Here is a 17,173-nt window from a genome sequence, read left to right on the forward strand (position 1 = left end):
ATGTACGCGGTTTTTAAAAGTGGTGGTAAACAGCACAGAGTGACAGAAGGTCAAACTTTGAGACTAGAAAAGATTGATGCTGAAACTGGTTCTAATATAGAATTTGATGAAGTTTTACTTGTTGCTGATGGAGAAAATGTAAAAGTTGGTGAACCAACAGTTTCAGGAAGTAAGATTAAAGCTGAAATTATTTCTCATGGTAGAGCTGATAAGATTAAAATTGTAAAATTTAGAAGACGTAAACATTCGCGTAAGCAGATGGGACATCGTCAGTGGTTTACAGAAGTTAAAATCACAAGTATCAATTAATAGAATTTGAGGAGAAGTTAAATGGCACATAAAAAAGCTGGTGGTTCTACTCGTAATGGACGCGATTCAGAGAGTAAAAGACTTGGTGTTAAAAAATTTGGTGGTGAGTCTGTATTAGCTGGTAATATTTTAGTTCGTCAAAGAGGAACTAAATTTCATCCAGGTTTAAATGTTGGTTGTGGTAAAGATCACACTCTTTTTGCCCTATCAAATGGACGAGTTAAATTTGAAGTTAAAGGTCCAAAAAACAGAAAGTTCATCTCAATAGAAGCTGAATAAATTCTTACCCACCAACTTTAATTAGTTGGTGGTATTCCATCGTAAAAATCTTCCAATCAAAGTAAACCTAAAATCTATAATTTATAACATTTATATTTCTGAATAATCTTGTTAATTATGCTATCATTCATCTTAATTAAAAATATTTCTCGAAGGAGTTTCATATAATGAAATTTGTTGATGAAGCTAAAATAAAAGTGAGTGCTGGAGATGGCGGCAATGGAGTCGTTAGCTTTAGGCGAGAAAAATACATCCCCAAAGGCGGACCTGATGGTGGAGATGGTGGCGATGGTGGTGACGTTTATATGGTTGCTGATGAAAATCTGAACACATTAATTGATTTCAGATATGAGCGATTTTATTCTGCTCAGCGTGGAGAAAATGGTCGTGGAGGTAATTGTACAGGAAAGCGTGGTGAAGATGTTATATTAAAAGTACCTGTTGGAACTCGAGCGAGAGACGAAGATACAGGAGAAATTATAGCTGATTTAACCAATCATGGCACGAAGAAAATGGTGGCCAAGGGTGGTTTTCACGGACTAGGTAATACGAGATTTAAATCTTCAGTTAATAGAGCACCTCGTCAGAGATCTATGGGAACGGAAGGTGAAGTTAGAAATCTAGAGCTTGAGTTATTATTATTGGCTGACGTTGGTGTATTGGGTTTGCCTAATGCTGGTAAATCAACTTTTATTGACTCAGTTTCAGCCGCTAAACCAAAAATTGCAGATTACCCCTTTACAACCTTGGTCCCTAAATTAGGTGTAGTGAAAGTTGATACAAATTCTAGTTACGTTATCGCTGATATACCTGGGCTAATTAATGGTGCTTCAAAAGGTTTGGGATTAGGTATGCAGTTTTTAAAACATCTTGAAAGGTGTAGAGTTTTATTACACTTTATTGATCTGTATCCTTTTGATCAAACTGATCCAGTAGAAAATGCAGAAATAATTCTTAATGAAATTAGGCAATATAGCGAGGCACTATATGAAAAACCTAGAATTTTAGTATTTAATAAAATAGATCTATTATCAGCAGAAGAAACTGATTCAATAATTAAAAGTGTAATCAATAAACTTGACTATGACGGTAAGTTTTTTAAAATTTCAGCAGTTACTAAAGAGGGTATCAAAGATTTAAATTACTTTTTAATTGAAACATTGAAGAACATCCCCAAAATTGAACTCAGGGAAGTTCAGGAAGATGATAAGTCTTTTAAATGGGATGATTATCATGAAAATATTCTTGATGAAAAAAATAACGAAGATGATTTCGATGATTGGAATGAAGATGATTACGATGTCAAAGTCTTTTATAAACCATAAATTTTGTAGGATACATGAAGTTAAGTATGATAGCTGCGATGAGCAGTAATAATGTAATTGGCCTTGAAAATAAAATGCCGTGGCATTTGCCTGAAGATTTTAAGTGGTTTAGAAAGCATACTTTAGGTAAGCCAGTATTGATGGGGAAAAATACTTTTCTATCCATAGGCAAACCTTTACCTAATCGTCAAAATTTGGTTTTAACTAATAGTAAAGACTTTTTTCATATTGGGGTAGAGGCCTTTAACTCTTTCGATAATGCTATTGATGCGTATAAAAATGCGTCTGAAATTATGATTATTGGGGGTGCTAAAGTTTATGAAGAGCATATTGATAAAGTTGATACGCTTTATTTGACAAAAGTAAATGCTTATTTAGATGGCGATGCTTTTTTTCCGGAAGTTGATAAAGATAAATGGAGAACGGAATTTACCAAAACATTCAAAGCAAATGATAGCAATCAATATGATTTAGACTTTTTATTTTAAATAGAGTTAAGTGAAGACTTAAATATCTTTTGGTCTTCCCACCTTATCATAGTCAAATAATTTCCCCAGACACTACCTGTATCAAGACCTAAAACATTTTTGTTTACGATCCCCATGAGTGACGACCAATGACCAAAAATAATCTTTTTTCCATTTAAATCTGGAGTATTAATAAGCTTATACCATGGTTTTATATTTGGGTTATCATTATCGAGAGGATGACATTTTATACTATAATCAATTTCGTTTTTTTGAAGTTTACGTATCTTATTCGCGTAAATGCGTTCAACATGAACAGTTCTTTATGAGTTTGTTTCATAGAGGGTGACCAAACATTAGCTGTTTTAGTAAAGGCATCCTTTAAGAAAAAGTATGAGTTTTTAGAAGAAATTTTTTCTTCAATTTTTTTTGATATATTTACGAGCTCATTTAAATTAAATCCTGGAGGAATGCCAGCATGAACAATATAAAAATTGTGGGTAGGGTGTTGCATTAAAATTTTTTTGATTGGAGCCATTTTATTAATATATCTAAATCTTTATATTTAAGAACTTTTTCTAGTTTATCACTTTTATTTGGTTGTCTAATACCCTTTGCGACGGCAATAAGATGTAAATCGTGATTGCCTAAAACAAAATCTACGCTATCTTTCATAGATTTTAAAAAAGTAAGGATTCGAGGGATTTTGGACCTCTAGCGACTATATCACCTGTTAATAATAATTGATCTTTTCTTTCGCAAAAGTTTACTGACTCCAATAAATCAATAAGCTGGTCAAAGCATCCATGTAGATCTCCAACAATATAAGTGGCCATTTTATATCTTCTGTTTCTCAAAAAGTTTATTTGATAAATAGATATAGTTTTCTACACTCAGATTTTCTGGTCTTAACTTTAAATCGAAACCATATGATATTAATTCATCAGGCTCAAATAAACTTTTAAGGCTATTTCTTATGGTTTTCCTTCGTTGACTAAAAGCAATCTTAGTTAATTTTTCTAATAACTTAATTGACTTTGTCGGTTGAGCTATTTTATCAAAGGGGAGTAATCTAATAATAGCCGAGTCAACTTTTGGTTGTGGAGTGAAAGATGAAGGAGGAACTTCCAAAACAGGTGTTACATTACAGAAATACTGTGTCATAACAGATAAACGACCGTATGCTTTTGAATTCGGTTGAGCACACATTCTATTAACTACCTCTTTTTGTAGCATGAAATGCATATCTAGAAAAAGGCTGTGAAATGTGAGCAAATGAAATATAAGTGGTGTAGAAATATTATAAGGTAAATTTCCAAAAACTCTAACTTTTTTATTTTTTTCGTAAAATTGACTAAAATCGAATGTTAGTGCATCTGCCTCAAAGATAGAAAGTTTATGCGATAATTTTATGTCATCTTTTAGCCGGGTTACTAAATCTCTATCTAATTCAATAACATTAAGGTGACTGACCTTATCTAAGGTAGGTCTTGTTAGAGCTCCTAATCCAGGTCCGATTTCAATTAAAACATCCTCGTTTGATGGATTAATTAAGTCAACTATAGAGTTTATAATAAACTCATCATTTAAAAAGTTTTGACCAAAGCGTTTTCTTGCTTTGTGCTCATTGTGAACGAAGCTCATTTTTTATTCACCATATTAATTGCGTATGAAATTGCTGATTTTAGACTTTGATCTGAAGCAACGCCCTTACCAGCAATTTCGATTGCTGTTCCATGATCAACTGAAGTTCTGATGTAAGGTAATCCAAGTGTAATATTTACTGCATTTCCAAATCCGTCAAATTTCAAAACTGGAAGTCCTTGATCATGATACATTGCTAAAAATGCATCTGCTTCCTTAATGATTTTGGGTTGGAAAATTGTATCTGCTGGTAATGGTCCTATTGCATGAATCCCTTCAACTTGTAAACGCTGGATTTCAGGGATAAGCACATTTTTTTCTTCAAGACCTAAATGACCATTTTCTCCAGCATGAGGGTTTAACCCGCAGATAAATATTTTGGGCTTCAAGATACCGAACTTACTTTTTAGTTCATCATTTAAAATTGTCGTTACCTTACTAAATTTATCTTTATTAATTGCTGCAGGAACATCCTTAAGTGGGATATGGGTTGTAACTAAAGCTACTCTTAAATTTGGGCTGGCTAACATCATGACAACATCTTGAGTATCAGATACATTAGCCAAATATTCTGTATGACCAGTAAATGGAATACCGGCTTCATTAATTATTCCCTTGTGAACAGGAGCGGTTACAAGTGCCGAAGCCCTATCGGTTAGACAAAAATTATTTGCTTCTTTTAAGATAGATAAAACGTAACTAGCGTTTTCTTTGTTTAGTATACCTGGTTTAACATTTTCACGAAGAGGAAAGTTTTTAATCCACATCGTGTTAGCTTCATGGTAACCAACCTCTGGAAATAAGTCATAATCTTTAATTTTTATATGGTAGCCTAATTGATGTGCTCTTTGTTGAATCAAATCTATATTTCCAAAGACTAAAATTGGCGTTGAGTAGCTCTTTGATAGACTTGATATAACAATATCGGGACCAACTCCTGATGGTTCTCCAGAGGATATTATAATCGGTTTATTCATAATCTTTATTTATTATTTTGATGTAAGCACCAGCCTTTATTTTTCTAGCCCACATTGTATATTGTTCAGACGCTTTTTTATCGTATAACTTAGCATAAGCTACTTTTTCTACATAGGCTTGTTTTGAAGATAAATCTCTTTTGCCTAACACTTTTACAATATGCCACCCAAAAGTAGTTTTAAAAGGTTGACTTATTTCACCCACTTTTAATTTTTCAATAGTATCTTTAAAAGCTGGTGCAAATATTTCTGGTTTTTGCCATCCTAAAGTACCACCTCTAATTGCAGACTGTGTATCTTGACTGTAAAGTTTTGCTGCATCTGAAAATGATTCCTTTTTTGAAAGTATGTTTTTTCTAATTTCTTCTAACTTTGTACGTGCTGCATTGTCATCTAATACTATGGAAGTTTTTATTAGTATATGTTCAGAATTAATTTCCTGAGCTTTAGGGCTTGGAGGTGTTTTCAATTGTTTGATTTTAATAATATTGTATGCACCAGCACCCCAGAAAGGTCCAATTATTTTACCAACATAAGGACTCGAAATGTTTTGTGCAAAAATTGTTGGCATTTCATCTAACTTCATCCAATCCCAGTTCCCACCTGATTGTGCATAAGGTCCAGTTGAGTATTTCTTTGCAGCTTGAGAAAATGTAATTTTTTTATTTTTGATGTCATTTAATATTTTATATGCTTTTTGCTTTTCTGCTTGATTTTGTGTTTGACTGTCATCGTTTGAATCAGCTCTTAACTGAATATATTGAATTTGGTAGGATGAGTTTTTATAAATTTCATTATTTAGAGTAGCTTTGGCACTTTTTTCAAGAGGCTTTAATTCATTAGGGTTAATAATGACCATTTGCTGTAGAGATGCATTTCTAACTTCAGCTGATAACATTTGATTTTTTTGAAAATCTTTAAAGCTATCATAGTTTAACCCTTGCTTTGCTAGAAGAGTTTTAAATTGGTTAAGTGTAAGGTTTTGGCTTGAAGCAATTTGATTTATCCTCTGGTTTATTGCTTCATCAGGAATATTTATGTTAAATCTTTTTGCTTGTTCTAACATTAATTTTTGCATAATTAGTTGATTAATCACTAACTTATTCAATTCTTTTTTTGATAAATTATTTGGTCGCCCAAAGGTCATTAACTTTTTAAGCGTGTTAGCTTCACTTTGCAAAATAACATCGTTATTTACGACTGCAATAATGCTATTGATTGACTTGGTATATCCAACTGGAGCAATGATGGCACATATAATAATACCAATAAGAAGGGAGATTTTTTTTTTCATTAAATTATTCCAAAGTCAAATAAAATGGTTTCAGTTTACAGTTTATCATATTTTAACTCAAATTAAATGGGTCAACGTAATTGTATAATGGTGTTTCAGATGAGGTAGTACCAATAGTTGGATTTTTCATCCCAGGAAGAGACAATATAGTAAAGTTTATCATGTATACATTTTCATATCTTTCGTCATCTGCTTGGCTAATTGTTTCATCTGTATCGGTCATCCACCATGAATCATTTAATCTTCTTAAAAGTGTAAAACCCAGGGTGTAACAAGATGAACTATAATTTAAATTCAGAGATGTCTGAGCAAGAAGATTGTAATTCAAATCATAAAAATAAGTCGCGTTTAGATTGATCGAGTTTGATAATTGACCTCCAATTGTTATCCCGGTTTGAGAAATACCATAATTAGTTTTAGAATTTGGATCTTTACTATATAACCCTAAATTGTAGTTGTTTGGGTTCGTATTATAAAGAAAATCTCTTGATATATAGGTGTAACTTGGTGCCACAAAATATAAGTCATCATCAAATGAATATCTAAGTGTTGAATTAAACGATTCTAGTTGATGTAGTTTAAATGAATATTGTGTTGAGTTGTCAAATTTAAGGTTGTCTGTTATTTTAACATTGGTTTGTAGTGCTGTTGTAGAAAACTTTGTTTGATACGATGTTGGATCAGAACAGCCTGGACGTTGACAAGTAGCATTTTCAGGTATTGTATAAAGTGTTTGTGAACTATTATAAAATATCTGTCCTAAAGAAAAGTTAAACACTTCATCTTGAAGAGGATTAAAAAGTCGGTATGTTCCACCTAACGATAATCTATTCTCAGGTGCATAGTAGTCAGAACCTGCATAAGAGCGATCTGAAAATAAATCATAGTAACCTAAACTTTTTTTAACAGAGTCATATCCGCCGTATTTAGTGTAATTATAGCTGTTCCAAATAGAACTTTGATCTACATTCATAGTATAGAGATATTGGAACCTTGGCTCAAAAGATTGAGAGTATCCTTGTATTGGCGCACTATTAGAATCTAAATAAAGTGAACCACTTATATTAAAAGATGGCACTACCCTAGAAGCATTTTTTTCTAGGTTTTGTTCACCAGGCTCTGGATCAGTTGGAGAAAAATTTTTAATATCTTGTTGATAATAGGATGAATATGCCGTCGTTGAAAGATTTAATTTCCACCAAGGTGCTGTACTTAAAGGTAAATAAATAGTTGGATTAAAATTTAATCTTATTGCACTTGGGGCATTCGAAAATTCACTTTTAAAATTAGTCGCATCAGCGTGCAGTTTATAATTAAGTTGGTTAGGTAAGTAGTTTGGATCATAAAAATTAAATTCTATTTGAGGAAGTAAACTATAGTTGTTAATTGGTAGTTGATTGATATCACTGTTTTGTATGGACTGATATTTTGTAATTGTTGCAGATAAATTCCAGTTTGTATCTGAGTATTTACTTGTTGCAGTTTGTGTCAAATAATAAGTACCATCTGAACCTAGTAAAGATAAGTTGTTATTTATAAAATAATCACCTTTATTTACTTTGGAATAGTTTGCACTAAAACTCCAGTGGTTGTCAGCTGATAAGTAATTGTGGTTAAGTTTATATCCAAATAGATTTTTTTTATCTTTATATAATTTATCCTGTGGCATATATTCTAAATACAACTTACCAGAGCCCCATCCATCGGTTAAATAACTAAAGTAGCCTTGAAAGAAAGCCCCTCTATATGAGTATATGGTTGGAGTCAATATAAAATCGTAATTCGGGGCCAGATTAAAATAGAAAGGAGTCGTCCATCCAAATCCATTTGAACCAATTGAAACGCTAGGCATCAAAAAACCAGAAACTCTCTGATTAGTCACAGGAATTCTCATCCAGGGTAAATAGAAAATAGGAACATTATGTACTCGAAATGTGGTGTTATATAAATCAGCAAATGGTGTGTCATTTTCTCTGGTTATTTTTGTAGCAACAAGTTTCCAACTATCATCATCACTAGGACAAGTCGTTAACGTACCATTTCTCATTTTGTAAAACTCGGTACCTTTAACATTGCTTTTAATAATTTTTTGTGCGTCTCCTCTCATTGGAACGCACCTGCCAGTATATTCGTTCTGATCTGATTGATATGTTTTGCTTTTAAGATTAGCAGAAATTTGTTTAGCAATGACGTTAACTTCAGAATCGCTAGCTTTTACATTACCTTTAACAATAGCATTTTGTGTTAGGCTATTATATCTTGCTTTATCACCCTTTATAATCATGGTATTACTTTTAACAACTACATCGCCTTTATACGTTACTAAAGAGCCTTGTTTCTTTTGATTGTTTAGTTGCGTAATATTTGCCTGTTTTGCTGAAATTTTGTATCCATTATCTGGTACATTATTATTTATTAAACATTGGTTATCGCTAATATTTTCATTATTTGTTTCTTTTTTTTGTAAGAAAAAATCAGGGTTATTTTGTTGATGTTGATTTATATCATTGAATATGACATTCGAAGCTTCACCATAACTATAGAAGGAGTATAAAATTGAAGATATAGAGAGAGTTAAAAGTTTTATTTTTGCTTTGGGTTTACGCATTATAAATTTGAATCCCTTTAAATGCTTTTGTAATATTTTTATATTTATTATGGTATGATAATCTAATTTTATGAATATAACACTATTTCTGTAAATAAATTTTGAAATAAAATAATAATTGGAGATAATAATGCAAATCTGGGGTAGAGTTTTAGGTGCTATATTTGGATTTTTCCTATTAAATTTTTTTGGATTACTTATAGGGTTTTTATTAGGACTTGCTTTTGACCGAGCTGTTAATAATTCAAAAAATCCTTTTGGTACCTTCTCCAGAAATAGTCGAGTTAATAAAGAACGGCAAGAACAGTTTTTTCAGCTTTCATTTTCAATTATGGGACATGTTGCTAAGGCTAAAGGCAGAGTTACAAGTGATGAAATAAGAGTGGCTTCATATATTATGAAACAAATGGCTCTTGATAATACTTCTACACTTAAAGCACAAAAGGCATTTAAAGAAGGGACAATGAATGGATTTGCATTTCGTGAAAGTGTTCTTCAGGTTAAACAACTATGTCAAGGTCGAATAAGTTTGTTGAAATTTTTTATGGAGATTCAAATTCAAGCGGCCTTTGCTGATGGAACACTTCATAATGAAGAACGAAGTTTATTATTTAAATTAGCTGAACTATTGGGATTTTCACAAAAGATATTAGAGCAATGGCTTAAAATGCAAGAGGCTGCAATACGTTTCCAAAGCCAGAACTATCAATATGATAACTCATCATTTTCTCAGAATACATATAGCAGTAAATCAAAAGAAACAGATGCTTTTAGAATTTTAGGTATTGATTCTTCTGCTTCAAATAGTGAAATAAAAAAAGCCTATAAGAAGCTGATGATTGAGCATCATCCTGATAAATTATCAGCGAAGGGTTTGCCGCCTGAAATGATTGAATTAGCTAAACAGAAAACACAAGAAATTCAGTCGGCTTACGAAACATTAAAGAAAATTAGAAAAATATAACTCAATCATTGATGCAAAAGTTTTTGTGAAATGGACAAGAAGAAACGACTTTTATTTTTTTTTGAGTTAATGGATGACAGAAATCTAAAGAAAAAGCATGTAAATGCATATCTTGTGCATTTTGGTCTTGAGAGTAAAAACGATCACCTAAAATAGGATGACCAATTGACATCATATGAACTCTAAGTTGATGAGATCTTCCTGTTATTGGAGTCAGCTTAACTAAGGAAGTTTTATCAAACCTTTTTATCACTTCAAAATTGGTTATAGAAGGCTTGCCGTATTTATAACAAATTTTTTGTTTTGGACGGTTTGGCCAATCACAAATTAATGGCTCATTAATTTGACCAAAATTGTTTTGCATCACACCATTGACTTCTGCAAAATACACTTTTTTTACAGTCCTATTGCTAAATTGAGTTTTAAGGGATCTTTCTGCGGCTTTGTTCATAGCTAAGATTAAAAGGCCAGATGTAGCCATATCTAGCCTGTGAACAAGTTGTATATGAGAGAACTCTTCTTGGCAACGCGTCAAAACACTATCTCTGTGCTCAGGTAGTCGACCTGGAGTTGATAATAAACCAGATGGTTTTTCCACAACAATAAGGTCATTATCTTGATAAACTGTATTTAAACTGGTTTTTGGAGGTGAGTATATAAAATTATCGTACACTTTTTTAATTAATATCATTAACAATGATGTGCATAGTATCTAAATAGATGTCTGTTTGCAAAATTAATTTTTTATTTTCCTGAAACTCTTTATCTAATGACAGTAATTCTCCTTCAGATATATTAGGGTTGATGCTCATTAAATATAATAGACGATTTCTTTTTATCTCATGAATATTATGCATTCTATTAATGGAAATATTTTTTTCTTTTTGATGGATTTTATCGGCAGTTTTTTGAGCAAAATCTTCCATTTTAGAAAGGTGTTTTGATATAAATTGAAAAATTTTCAAACTTAATTTTTTGTCTAGAAGTTTGCTATTTTCTGAAATATCTTTAGCAGACAAATTATTTGAAATGTCATGCATGTCTTCATTTATTAATACTCTAATTGGCATAGTTGGAAAATACGAATTAATATTTGATTTTTTTGAAACTTGAGGATTAGATATGAATAAAAACTCAATAAAAAAGTTACCGTGCTTATAGTTACTGTTTTTTGTAGATAAAACTGAAATATTATAAGAATTTGCTGAGAGATATGTAAATATCGCATTTTGAATTATATTGGAAGACCAAGTTAAGAATGTTAAATATTCGTTTTCGATAGCTGTTTTTCTGTTAAAAGTTACAAACTTTCCTTTATCTGGTATTCCCGGAAAGCTCTCAAATAATCTACTTTCAGAAAGGGATACCTTATAAATAGTTTCATCTATTTCTTCTAGTAAAATACCAATCTTATCAAAAACTTGCTCAGCATAATATTTAATTAAGTTATGTTTTTCTTCTTCAATAATACTCTCTTTTAACTCGATACCGTAGCCTTGCCCCGAAGAATTAATTTCTATCAAATAATCTCTACTTTTTTCAATCTCTTTTATCAACCTTTCTCTGTAGACTTTAGTTTTTTTTATGAGAATATTAGATAACTCTACCTCTTTATAATTAACTAGAGAAAAAAACAAATCTTTTTCGAAATGTTTAAATACTTTAAAGCTTGAAGATACATAGTCATTAAATGCATTTAAGGCTTTAACATACCAGTTCAGTAGTCTTTCTTGTGGGGAGCAAGTGAAGTAGGGAATGAAAATATTAAGTTGGTTGCTTTTTTGACCTATTCTATCAAGTCTACCAATCCGTTGCTCCAAAAGGTCTGGATTAACTGGTAAGTCGAATAAAATAAGGTTGTTAGTAAACTGAAAGTTTCTGCCTTCTGAACCAATTTCGGAGCATATTAATAACTGTGAACCATTAGGTTCAGCAAAATAAGCTGCAGCTCTATCCCTCTCAATGATAGATAATGATTCAACAAATAATGAAATTTTCAAAGATGTTTCTCTTTTAAGATGTAACCCAATATTTTGTGCAGTTAAAGCATTAGAACAAATGAGTAGAAATTTGCGCCTTTTATCTTGGGAAAGTAGCTCCTCTATCCAAGTAATTCTAGGATCAACTTTACACCACCCATTTTGGGAACTAATAAGTAGTTCCGGAGAAATAATAGACTCATATTTAAAACTAGGTATATTTTTAATATTATCGTATACATCTTTATATGTTTTAGGTAGTTTTAATTTTTTAAAATATGTTTTTCTAGTAGGGAAACCTTTAATTAAGCTACGAGTATTTCTGAAAATTAACCTGCTTGTTCCATGTCTATCAATCAAGTTATTTATTAATGTGCGTTTGATATTATTATATTTCTGGGAGTTGTTGTCAGTGTTAGATAAAGATGTCAGTAATTTGAGTTGTTCTCCATCACAAAAGTTTATGGAAAATGAATTAAGATCTTTTTCCGATATCTTTTGATTAAGATGTATTTTTTGATTATAGGGATGATTTTTTTATAATTAGACTCTTCTGTTTGAAATTTTTCATAGCTATTAAATTTTTTAGGATCTAAAAGAGATAATCTACCAAAGTGACTTTCAGAACCAAACTGATATGGTGTAGCAGTAATTAGTATTTTGTTTTTTATTTTTTCACATAACCTTTTTATAAATGCAAAATCTGGTGTAATTTTGTTCTGCTCAAAAGTAATATGATGAGCCTCATCAATAATGATCATATCAAAATTGGCTTGTTCAATATCAATTTGATAATTACTATTTGATTTTAGAAGTTCTATGGATGATATTATTAGTTGACTTCCATCAAATGGATTTTTATTATTTTTTAGCTCCTCAATATATCTTTCTTTATCAAAGAGTGAGAATTGTAAATCAAATTTTCTAAGTAACTCTATTATCCATTGAAATTGAAGAGATTCTGGAACAATAATTAGTACTCTATCAATTAAGTTATCTGTAAGTTTTTTTTAAGAATTAACCCTGCTTCGATGGTTTTGCCTAAACCGACTTCATCAGATAATAAAATATTTACTGATTCTCTGGAGCAGACCTCATTTGTAATAAATAGTTGATGTGGAATTAATGCTGTTCTGGAACCTGTAAGGCCCATCAAAGGGTTGCATCTTTGTTTGCGGACTTCATTTAAAATTATTAATTTGAGATATAAATTATTTTTTTGTTCAATAATTGATAATTTTTTTTTGCTCTGCAAATTGTTGAAAAAAATAATAGGATTAATTTCCGTTTCAACAATCTTCTCAACAATTCCATGGCTATTTGAACCTAAATAGGTTAAAACTGAAGACTCGTTACCATGAATTTTTTCAATTTTTATTTTTTTATTGCTGGTACTTTTAATAGTATCCCCAATACTAAAAGCGAATCTGGAGATAGTCGAATTAACTTTTGAATATTGACGAGATGAATCTGTTGCAGGAAAGTAGACTCGAACTATTTTCATTGTTATTTTATCAATTATACCTAAACCAAGCTCTGGTTCATGATCACTAACCCAACGTTGACCTATTTCCATTATTTTAATAGCCCTTGTGTAATTTTTTTATCTTTTACAAGACAATACAACATGTATCACAATAAAAGTTTAATAAATATGAGTATATAATAAAAGTATAAGTTTTCTATTAGATAACAAAAGAGGTGAGTATATATGGGTGATGTAAAAAATAAAGTTTTTATTTTAGATACCAATATATTATTGCATGAACCACATTCAATTTTTTCTTTTAAAGAACATGATGTAATCATACCTATGACTGTTTTAGAAGAGCTTGATAGAATCAAAGATAGCAAACGGGATGTTTCAAGAGATGCTAGAGTTGCCATTAGAACATTGGAGGATATTTTTAAAGATGTGACCCCAGAACAAATTTCTAAAGGCATTACTATTGCTGATGATGGACAAAATTTGGGTAAAATATCTATTTTTGTTGATTTTGATATAAACGAAAAAATTCATGCCTTTACCGATAAACCTGGGGATAATCGAATATTAAATGCATGTTTATATCTTCAGCATAAAATGAGTGATGAAAAAAGTGTAGTGCTAGTTACAAAAGATATAAATATGAGGTTGAGAGCTAAAAGTTCTGGTATTCGTTATGTTGAAGATTACCGAACAGATCAATTAATTGATGATATAGGCCTTCTATCCAAGGGGTTTGTTAAATATGAAGGTAAGTTCTGGGATCGAGTTTTAGATTGTTTTTCTGAAAATAAAGGACGTAAAACGATACATCAAATTTCCAAAAATACTTTAGATAAACCATACGTTAATCAATATATCCTTGATGATACAGAAGACTTTGCAGCAAAAATTACAGAAATTGGTGAAGATGAGGTGAAATTAAAAGACATATCTGTTGATAGGCTAATGTCTCTAGAAGCATGGGGTATAAAACCTAAAAACTTATATCAAGGAATGGCAATGGACGCACTTTTAGATCCAGAGATAGACTTGGTTATTTTAACTGGCCCAGCTGGCTGTGGGAAAACTATTCTAGCAATGGCATCAGCTCTTGAGCAAGTTATTGAAAAGGGTATGTATGATAAGATTATAGTTACTAGAAATACTCCTGAAATTGCAGAATCAATTGGTTTTTTGCCTGGAACAGAAGAAGAAAAAATGTTGCCGTGGTTGGCGGCCGTCACTGATACTATGGAGGCTCTTCACAAACATGATGTATCCAGTGAAGGTTCAATGAAATATATTTATGATAAAGCCAATCTTCAGTTCAAATCAGTTAATTTTATGAGAGGTCGTTCAATACAAAATGCTTTTGTCCTTCTGGACGAGTGCCAAAACTTAACAGCATCCCAAATTAAAACAATCATAACTCGATGTGGAGAGGGTACCAAAATAATCTGTTCAGGAAACTTATCTCAAATAGACTCTAATTATTTAACACCTGTAACATCAGGTTTAACCTATATTGTTGAACGTTTTAAAAACTTTGAAAGAAGTGCGAATATATATATTAATGGGGTAGTGAGAAGTAAGTTGGCTGAGTTTGCTGAAGAGAACTTATAAAAGTTATTTATAATTGTCGAGGTAGTTTGCCAAATGTTGGTTTGTTGTATTATTTAATATTTTTGATGTTCGACCGTTTAATAAAATTTCACGGTCATGAATAAAAAGAATAGTATCTGATATTTTTTCTGCATCTTGTGGAAAATGCGAAACCATAAAAACAATCCAATTTCGCTCTTTGGCCAAAAATTTTATTAAATTAAGTAAATTGCCTCTGAGCGATGGCTCTAGTGATGCAAAAGGTTCATCAAGTAAAAGAATTTTAGTCTCGCGTAAAAGACACCTTGCGATTGCAACTCTTTGCTGTTGGCCTCCAGATAATTGCCCCGGTTTTTTATTCAAAAGCTTTTCAATTCCTAATCTTTGAGCCATCATATGTAGCTCTTTATGTTGGTTATTACTTAGTTTTAACTTACTAGATATCCCAAGTGCAATATTTTTATAATTACTTAAATGATTGAAAAGATTATCTTGTTGAAACAAAGTAGATACAGGACGTTCATGAGGACGCAACATCGTGATATTTTGGCCATCAAAAATAATTTCACCCTCCATGGGTTCTAAAAGACCATTAATCAAATTTAATAGTGTACTTTTCCCAGCCCCACTTTTACCTAAAATACTTAAGATTTCGCCATGATTTGCTGTCAATGAATATTGAAAGATTTCATTGTTAAATTTAAACTTTAAGTTTTTGATTTGAAGCATAATTTTCCACTAAAAATAAATTTTATAAAAATGTAAATGAGGACACATGAGCTTAGGTAAAATAATGAAATGTTACCAGCACTTCTTATATCATAACTTCCTAGTAATTCATATAGATATAAAGGCAAAGTTTTAAAGTCTTGGCTTCCAAAAAATATGATTACAGATAGATCTCCAAATGAGAAAATGATACAAAAGCTGATTACTTTACTGATTACTTCTCTGAGGCTTAACCAATCTATGAGCAATAGTTTTCTCCACCCACTAATACCCAGAGTTTGACATAGTTTTGTGACTTCAAGCTGTGTTAAATAAATAGGCTCTGATAAAAAGTTTATTATAAAAGGTGTCATGATAATTGCATTTACAATGATTACTAAAAACATAGTGAGGAATATATTTGTGTATTGGTAAAGATTAATGAATAGACAAGCAGCAATAATTATACTGGGTATAGCCATTATTAGAGTGGGAAAAGTATTAAGTAGTAAGTATCCCATCTTGTATTTATTATGATACTTAAAGTTTGCTAAGCTGAAAATAATCGGTATAGATATAGAAAAGCTCAAAATTGTAGATGAAATACCAATAATGAGTGAATTCATCAAAGAAAGCCATAAACCACTTTGTGATAAGCTTTTAAAAAAATTAGCATTACAGCCATCAATTATAACTGCTAGGATAGGAAGAAAAATAAATAAACCAAAAATAAACAAAATACAATAAATTAAAAATGATTTTATAAAAGATAATTTTTGTTTTGTTTTATAAATCCGTTTTGTTGAATATTCTTTAACAATAGTTTTCTTCCTATTAAGTATATATATAGCTAGGGAACAAACTATAACTTGGATTATCCCAAGGATTGTCGCACTTCCAAAATCAAAATTAAACATAAGAAACTGATAGATAGCAACGCCAATCGTAGTAGCTTTCGGCCCCCCACCCAAAGTTAATATGATAGCAAAACTTGTAAAGCACATTACGAATATTAGTATTGCAGCTTTTGGCAACTCAGAGACAATAAAAGGCCAATAAATTAATTTAAAATTATCCAGAAATCTAAGGCCTAAGACTTGTGATTGGCTAATGTAATTATTGGGAATATTAGACAAACCTTGGTATACAAAACGCGTTGCTAATGGTAAATTGAAATAGATATGTGCAATTAAAATGCCAGATAAACCATACAATTGGAAAGAATATTGCTCTAAGCCAATCAACTCAAGCACACTGTTGATCATCCCATTATTTCCAAAAACAGCAATAATTCCAAACACAATGACTAATGCAGGTATTACTTGTAGAATATAAGAAAAATCAATTAAAAATAAAGAAAATTTATTCTTTTTTTCAAATATGGCAATTCCAACAGGAATAGCAATAATTATAGAAAAAAAAGTTGATAGAATTGATTGCCATAAAGTAAATAATATAACGTGTAAAACGTACTGATTACTCAGGATTTTATAAATATTTATAACAACAGACTGAGTAATCAAAGTATGTAATAATAATATAAAAAAAT

The 17,173-nt window shown here is 31.0% G+C and carries 18 protein-coding genes; 6 read left to right on the forward strand and 12 right to left on the reverse strand.

The genetic code is table 11. The features are described from left to right. The 4 genes from rplU (at position 1) to CF386_RS04265 (ending at position 2,401) form a co-directional block, all read left to right on the forward strand. The gene (rplU, locus tag CF386_RS04250; RefSeq protein ID WP_089073188.1) at positions 1–309 is read left to right on the forward strand and encodes a 50S ribosomal protein L21; all 309 of its coding nucleotides are present in this window, start codon (positions 1–3) and stop codon (positions 307–309) included. 21 nt (positions 310–330) lie between these two features. After that, positions 331–588 carry a 50S ribosomal protein L27 gene (gene rpmA / locus CF386_RS04255; RefSeq protein ID WP_089073189.1) on the forward strand — a complete coding sequence of 86 codons (258 nt, stop codon included), beginning with the start codon at positions 331–333 and terminating at the stop codon, positions 586–588. Between the two features lie 167 nt (positions 589–755). Continuing rightward, entirely contained in the window at positions 756–1,913 is a 1,158-nt protein-coding gene (gene cgtA, locus CF386_RS04260; protein ID WP_089073190.1) for an Obg family GTPase CgtA, read from the forward strand. Positions 1,914–1,927: 14 nt separating this feature from the next. Then, positions 1,928–2,401 carry a dihydrofolate reductase gene (locus tag CF386_RS04265; protein ID WP_089073191.1) on the forward strand — a complete coding sequence of 158 codons (474 nt, stop codon included), beginning with the start codon at positions 1,928–1,930 and terminating at the stop codon, positions 2,399–2,401. Between the two features lie 226 nt (positions 2,402–2,627). On the opposite strand, the gene CF386_RS12765 is transcribed toward CF386_RS04265, so the two are convergent. The 6 genes from CF386_RS12765 to lptD form a co-directional block, all read right to left on the reverse strand. Then, complete coding sequence (locus CF386_RS12765; RefSeq protein WP_089073192.1) at positions 2,628–2,918, reverse strand: hypothetical protein; 291 nt, start codon at positions 2,916–2,918, stop codon at positions 2,628–2,630. 142 nt (positions 2,919–3,060) lie between these two features. Beyond that, positions 3,061–3,216 (reverse strand): metallophosphoesterase, encoded by a 156-nt coding sequence (locus CF386_RS04275; RefSeq protein ID WP_089073193.1) that lies wholly within the window; start codon positions 3,214–3,216, stop codon positions 3,061–3,063. A 1-nt stretch (position 3,217) separates the two neighbouring features. After that, positions 3,218–4,024 carry a 16S rRNA (adenine(1518)-N(6)/adenine(1519)-N(6))-dimethyltransferase RsmA gene (gene rsmA, locus CF386_RS04280; protein ID WP_089073194.1) on the reverse strand — a complete coding sequence of 269 codons (807 nt, stop codon included), beginning with the start codon at positions 4,022–4,024 and terminating at the stop codon, positions 3,218–3,220. Next, positions 4,021–5,001 (reverse strand): 4-hydroxythreonine-4-phosphate dehydrogenase PdxA, encoded by a 981-nt coding sequence (gene pdxA, locus CF386_RS04285; protein WP_225971684.1) that lies wholly within the window; start codon positions 4,999–5,001, stop codon positions 4,021–4,023. The genes rsmA and pdxA overlap by 4 nt, the downstream gene beginning before the upstream one ends. Further along, on the reverse strand, positions 4,994–6,295 hold the full coding sequence (locus tag CF386_RS04290; RefSeq protein WP_089073196.1) for a peptidylprolyl isomerase: 1,302 nt from the start codon (positions 6,293–6,295) through the stop codon (positions 4,994–4,996). Before CF386_RS04290 ends, pdxA begins: the two co-directional genes overlap by 8 nt. 52 nt (positions 6,296–6,347) lie before the next feature. After that, positions 6,348–8,903, reverse strand: coding sequence for an LPS assembly protein LptD (gene lptD, locus CF386_RS04295; RefSeq protein WP_089073197.1), 2,556 nt, complete (start codon positions 8,901–8,903; stop codon positions 6,348–6,350). Between the two features lie 130 nt (positions 8,904–9,033). On the opposite strand from lptD, the gene djlA reads away from it, so the two are divergent. Then, the gene (gene djlA, locus CF386_RS04300; protein WP_089073198.1) at positions 9,034–9,867 is read left to right on the forward strand and encodes a co-chaperone DjlA; all 834 of its coding nucleotides are present in this window, start codon (positions 9,034–9,036) and stop codon (positions 9,865–9,867) included. A gap of 1 nt (position 9,868) precedes the next feature. Here djlA and CF386_RS04305 read toward each other — a convergent pair whose 3' ends face one another. From CF386_RS04305 to CF386_RS04320, 4 genes are all read right to left on the reverse strand, one after another. Then, positions 9,869–10,558 carry an RluA family pseudouridine synthase gene (locus tag CF386_RS04305; protein ID WP_089073199.1) on the reverse strand — a complete coding sequence of 230 codons (690 nt, stop codon included), beginning with the start codon at positions 10,556–10,558 and terminating at the stop codon, positions 9,869–9,871. Continuing rightward, complete coding sequence (locus tag CF386_RS04310) at positions 10,545–12,206, reverse strand: helicase-related protein (RefSeq protein ID WP_089073200.1); 1,662 nt, start codon at positions 12,204–12,206, stop codon at positions 10,545–10,547. Before CF386_RS04310 ends, CF386_RS04305 begins: the two co-directional genes overlap by 14 nt. 101 nt (positions 12,207–12,307) lie before the next feature. Then, positions 12,308–12,835, reverse strand: a complete 528-nt coding sequence (locus CF386_RS04315) for an SNF2-related protein (RefSeq protein ID WP_089073201.1) — start codon at positions 12,833–12,835, stop codon at positions 12,308–12,310. Then, on the reverse strand, positions 12,835–13,422 hold the full coding sequence (locus CF386_RS04320) for a hypothetical protein (RefSeq protein ID WP_089073202.1): 588 nt from the start codon (positions 13,420–13,422) through the stop codon (positions 12,835–12,837). The genes CF386_RS04315 and CF386_RS04320 overlap by 1 nt, the downstream gene beginning before the upstream one ends. A gap of 135 nt (positions 13,423–13,557) precedes the next feature. Between CF386_RS04320 and CF386_RS04325 the strand changes: the two genes are divergently transcribed. Next, complete coding sequence (locus tag CF386_RS04325; RefSeq protein ID WP_089073203.1) at positions 13,558–14,937, forward strand: PhoH family protein; 1,380 nt, start codon at positions 13,558–13,560, stop codon at positions 14,935–14,937. A 3-nt stretch (positions 14,938–14,940) separates the two neighbouring features. Here the strand turns inward: CF386_RS04325 and CF386_RS04330 are convergent, their stop codons facing one another. Beyond that, positions 14,941–15,645, reverse strand: a complete 705-nt coding sequence (locus tag CF386_RS04330) for a thiamine ABC transporter ATP-binding protein (RefSeq protein ID WP_089073204.1) — start codon at positions 15,643–15,645, stop codon at positions 14,941–14,943. Continuing rightward, positions 15,624–17,147, reverse strand: a complete 1,524-nt coding sequence (locus CF386_RS04335; protein WP_158522296.1) for an ABC transporter permease subunit — start codon at positions 17,145–17,147, stop codon at positions 15,624–15,626. The genes CF386_RS04330 and CF386_RS04335 overlap by 22 nt, the downstream gene beginning before the upstream one ends. Between the last annotated feature and the right edge of the window lie 26 nt (positions 17,148–17,173).

This window comes from Paraphotobacterium marinum (assembly GCF_002216855.1).
Classification (GTDB): domain Bacteria; phylum Pseudomonadota; class Gammaproteobacteria; order Enterobacterales; family Vibrionaceae; genus Paraphotobacterium; species Paraphotobacterium marinum.

Coding starts and splice junctions, on each gene's coding strand:
- rplU (WP_089073188.1), top strand. CDS start 1: ATGTACGCGGTTTTTAAAAGTGGTGGTAAACAGCACAGAGTGACAGAA.
- rpmA (WP_089073189.1), top strand. CDS start 331: ATGGCACATAAAAAAGCTGGTGGTTCTACTCGTAATGGACGCGATTCA.
- cgtA (WP_089073190.1), top strand. CDS start 756: ATGAAATTTGTTGATGAAGCTAAAATAAAAGTGAGTGCTGGAGATGGC.
- CF386_RS04265 (WP_089073191.1), top strand. CDS start 1,928: ATGAAGTTAAGTATGATAGCTGCGATGAGCAGTAATAATGTAATTGGC.
- CF386_RS12765 (WP_089073192.1), bottom strand. CDS start 2,918: ATGGCTCCAATCAAAAAAATTTTAATGCAACACCCTACCCACAATTTT.
- CF386_RS04275 (WP_089073193.1), bottom strand. CDS start 3,216: ATGGCCACTTATATTGTTGGAGATCTACATGGATGCTTTGACCAGCTT.
- rsmA (WP_089073194.1), bottom strand. CDS start 4,024: ATGAGCTTCGTTCACAATGAGCACAAAGCAAGAAAACGCTTTGGTCAA.
- pdxA (WP_225971684.1), bottom strand. CDS start 5,001: ATGAATAAACCGATTATAATATCCTCTGGAGAACCATCAGGAGTTGGT.
- CF386_RS04290 (WP_089073196.1), bottom strand. CDS start 6,295: ATGAAAAAAAAAATCTCCCTTCTTATTGGTATTATTATATGTGCCATC.
- lptD (WP_089073197.1), bottom strand. CDS start 8,903: ATGCGTAAACCCAAAGCAAAAATAAAACTTTTAACTCTCTCTATATCT.
- djlA (WP_089073198.1), top strand. CDS start 9,034: ATGCAAATCTGGGGTAGAGTTTTAGGTGCTATATTTGGATTTTTCCTA.
- CF386_RS04305 (WP_089073199.1), bottom strand. CDS start 10,558: ATGATATTAATTAAAAAAGTGTACGATAATTTTATATACTCACCTCCA.
- CF386_RS04320 (WP_089073202.1), bottom strand. CDS start 13,422: ATGGAAATAGGTCAACGTTGGGTTAGTGATCATGAACCAGAGCTTGGT.
- CF386_RS04325 (WP_089073203.1), top strand. CDS start 13,558: ATGGGTGATGTAAAAAATAAAGTTTTTATTTTAGATACCAATATATTA.
- CF386_RS04330 (WP_089073204.1), bottom strand. CDS start 15,645: ATGCTTCAAATCAAAAACTTAAAGTTTAAATTTAACAATGAAATCTTT.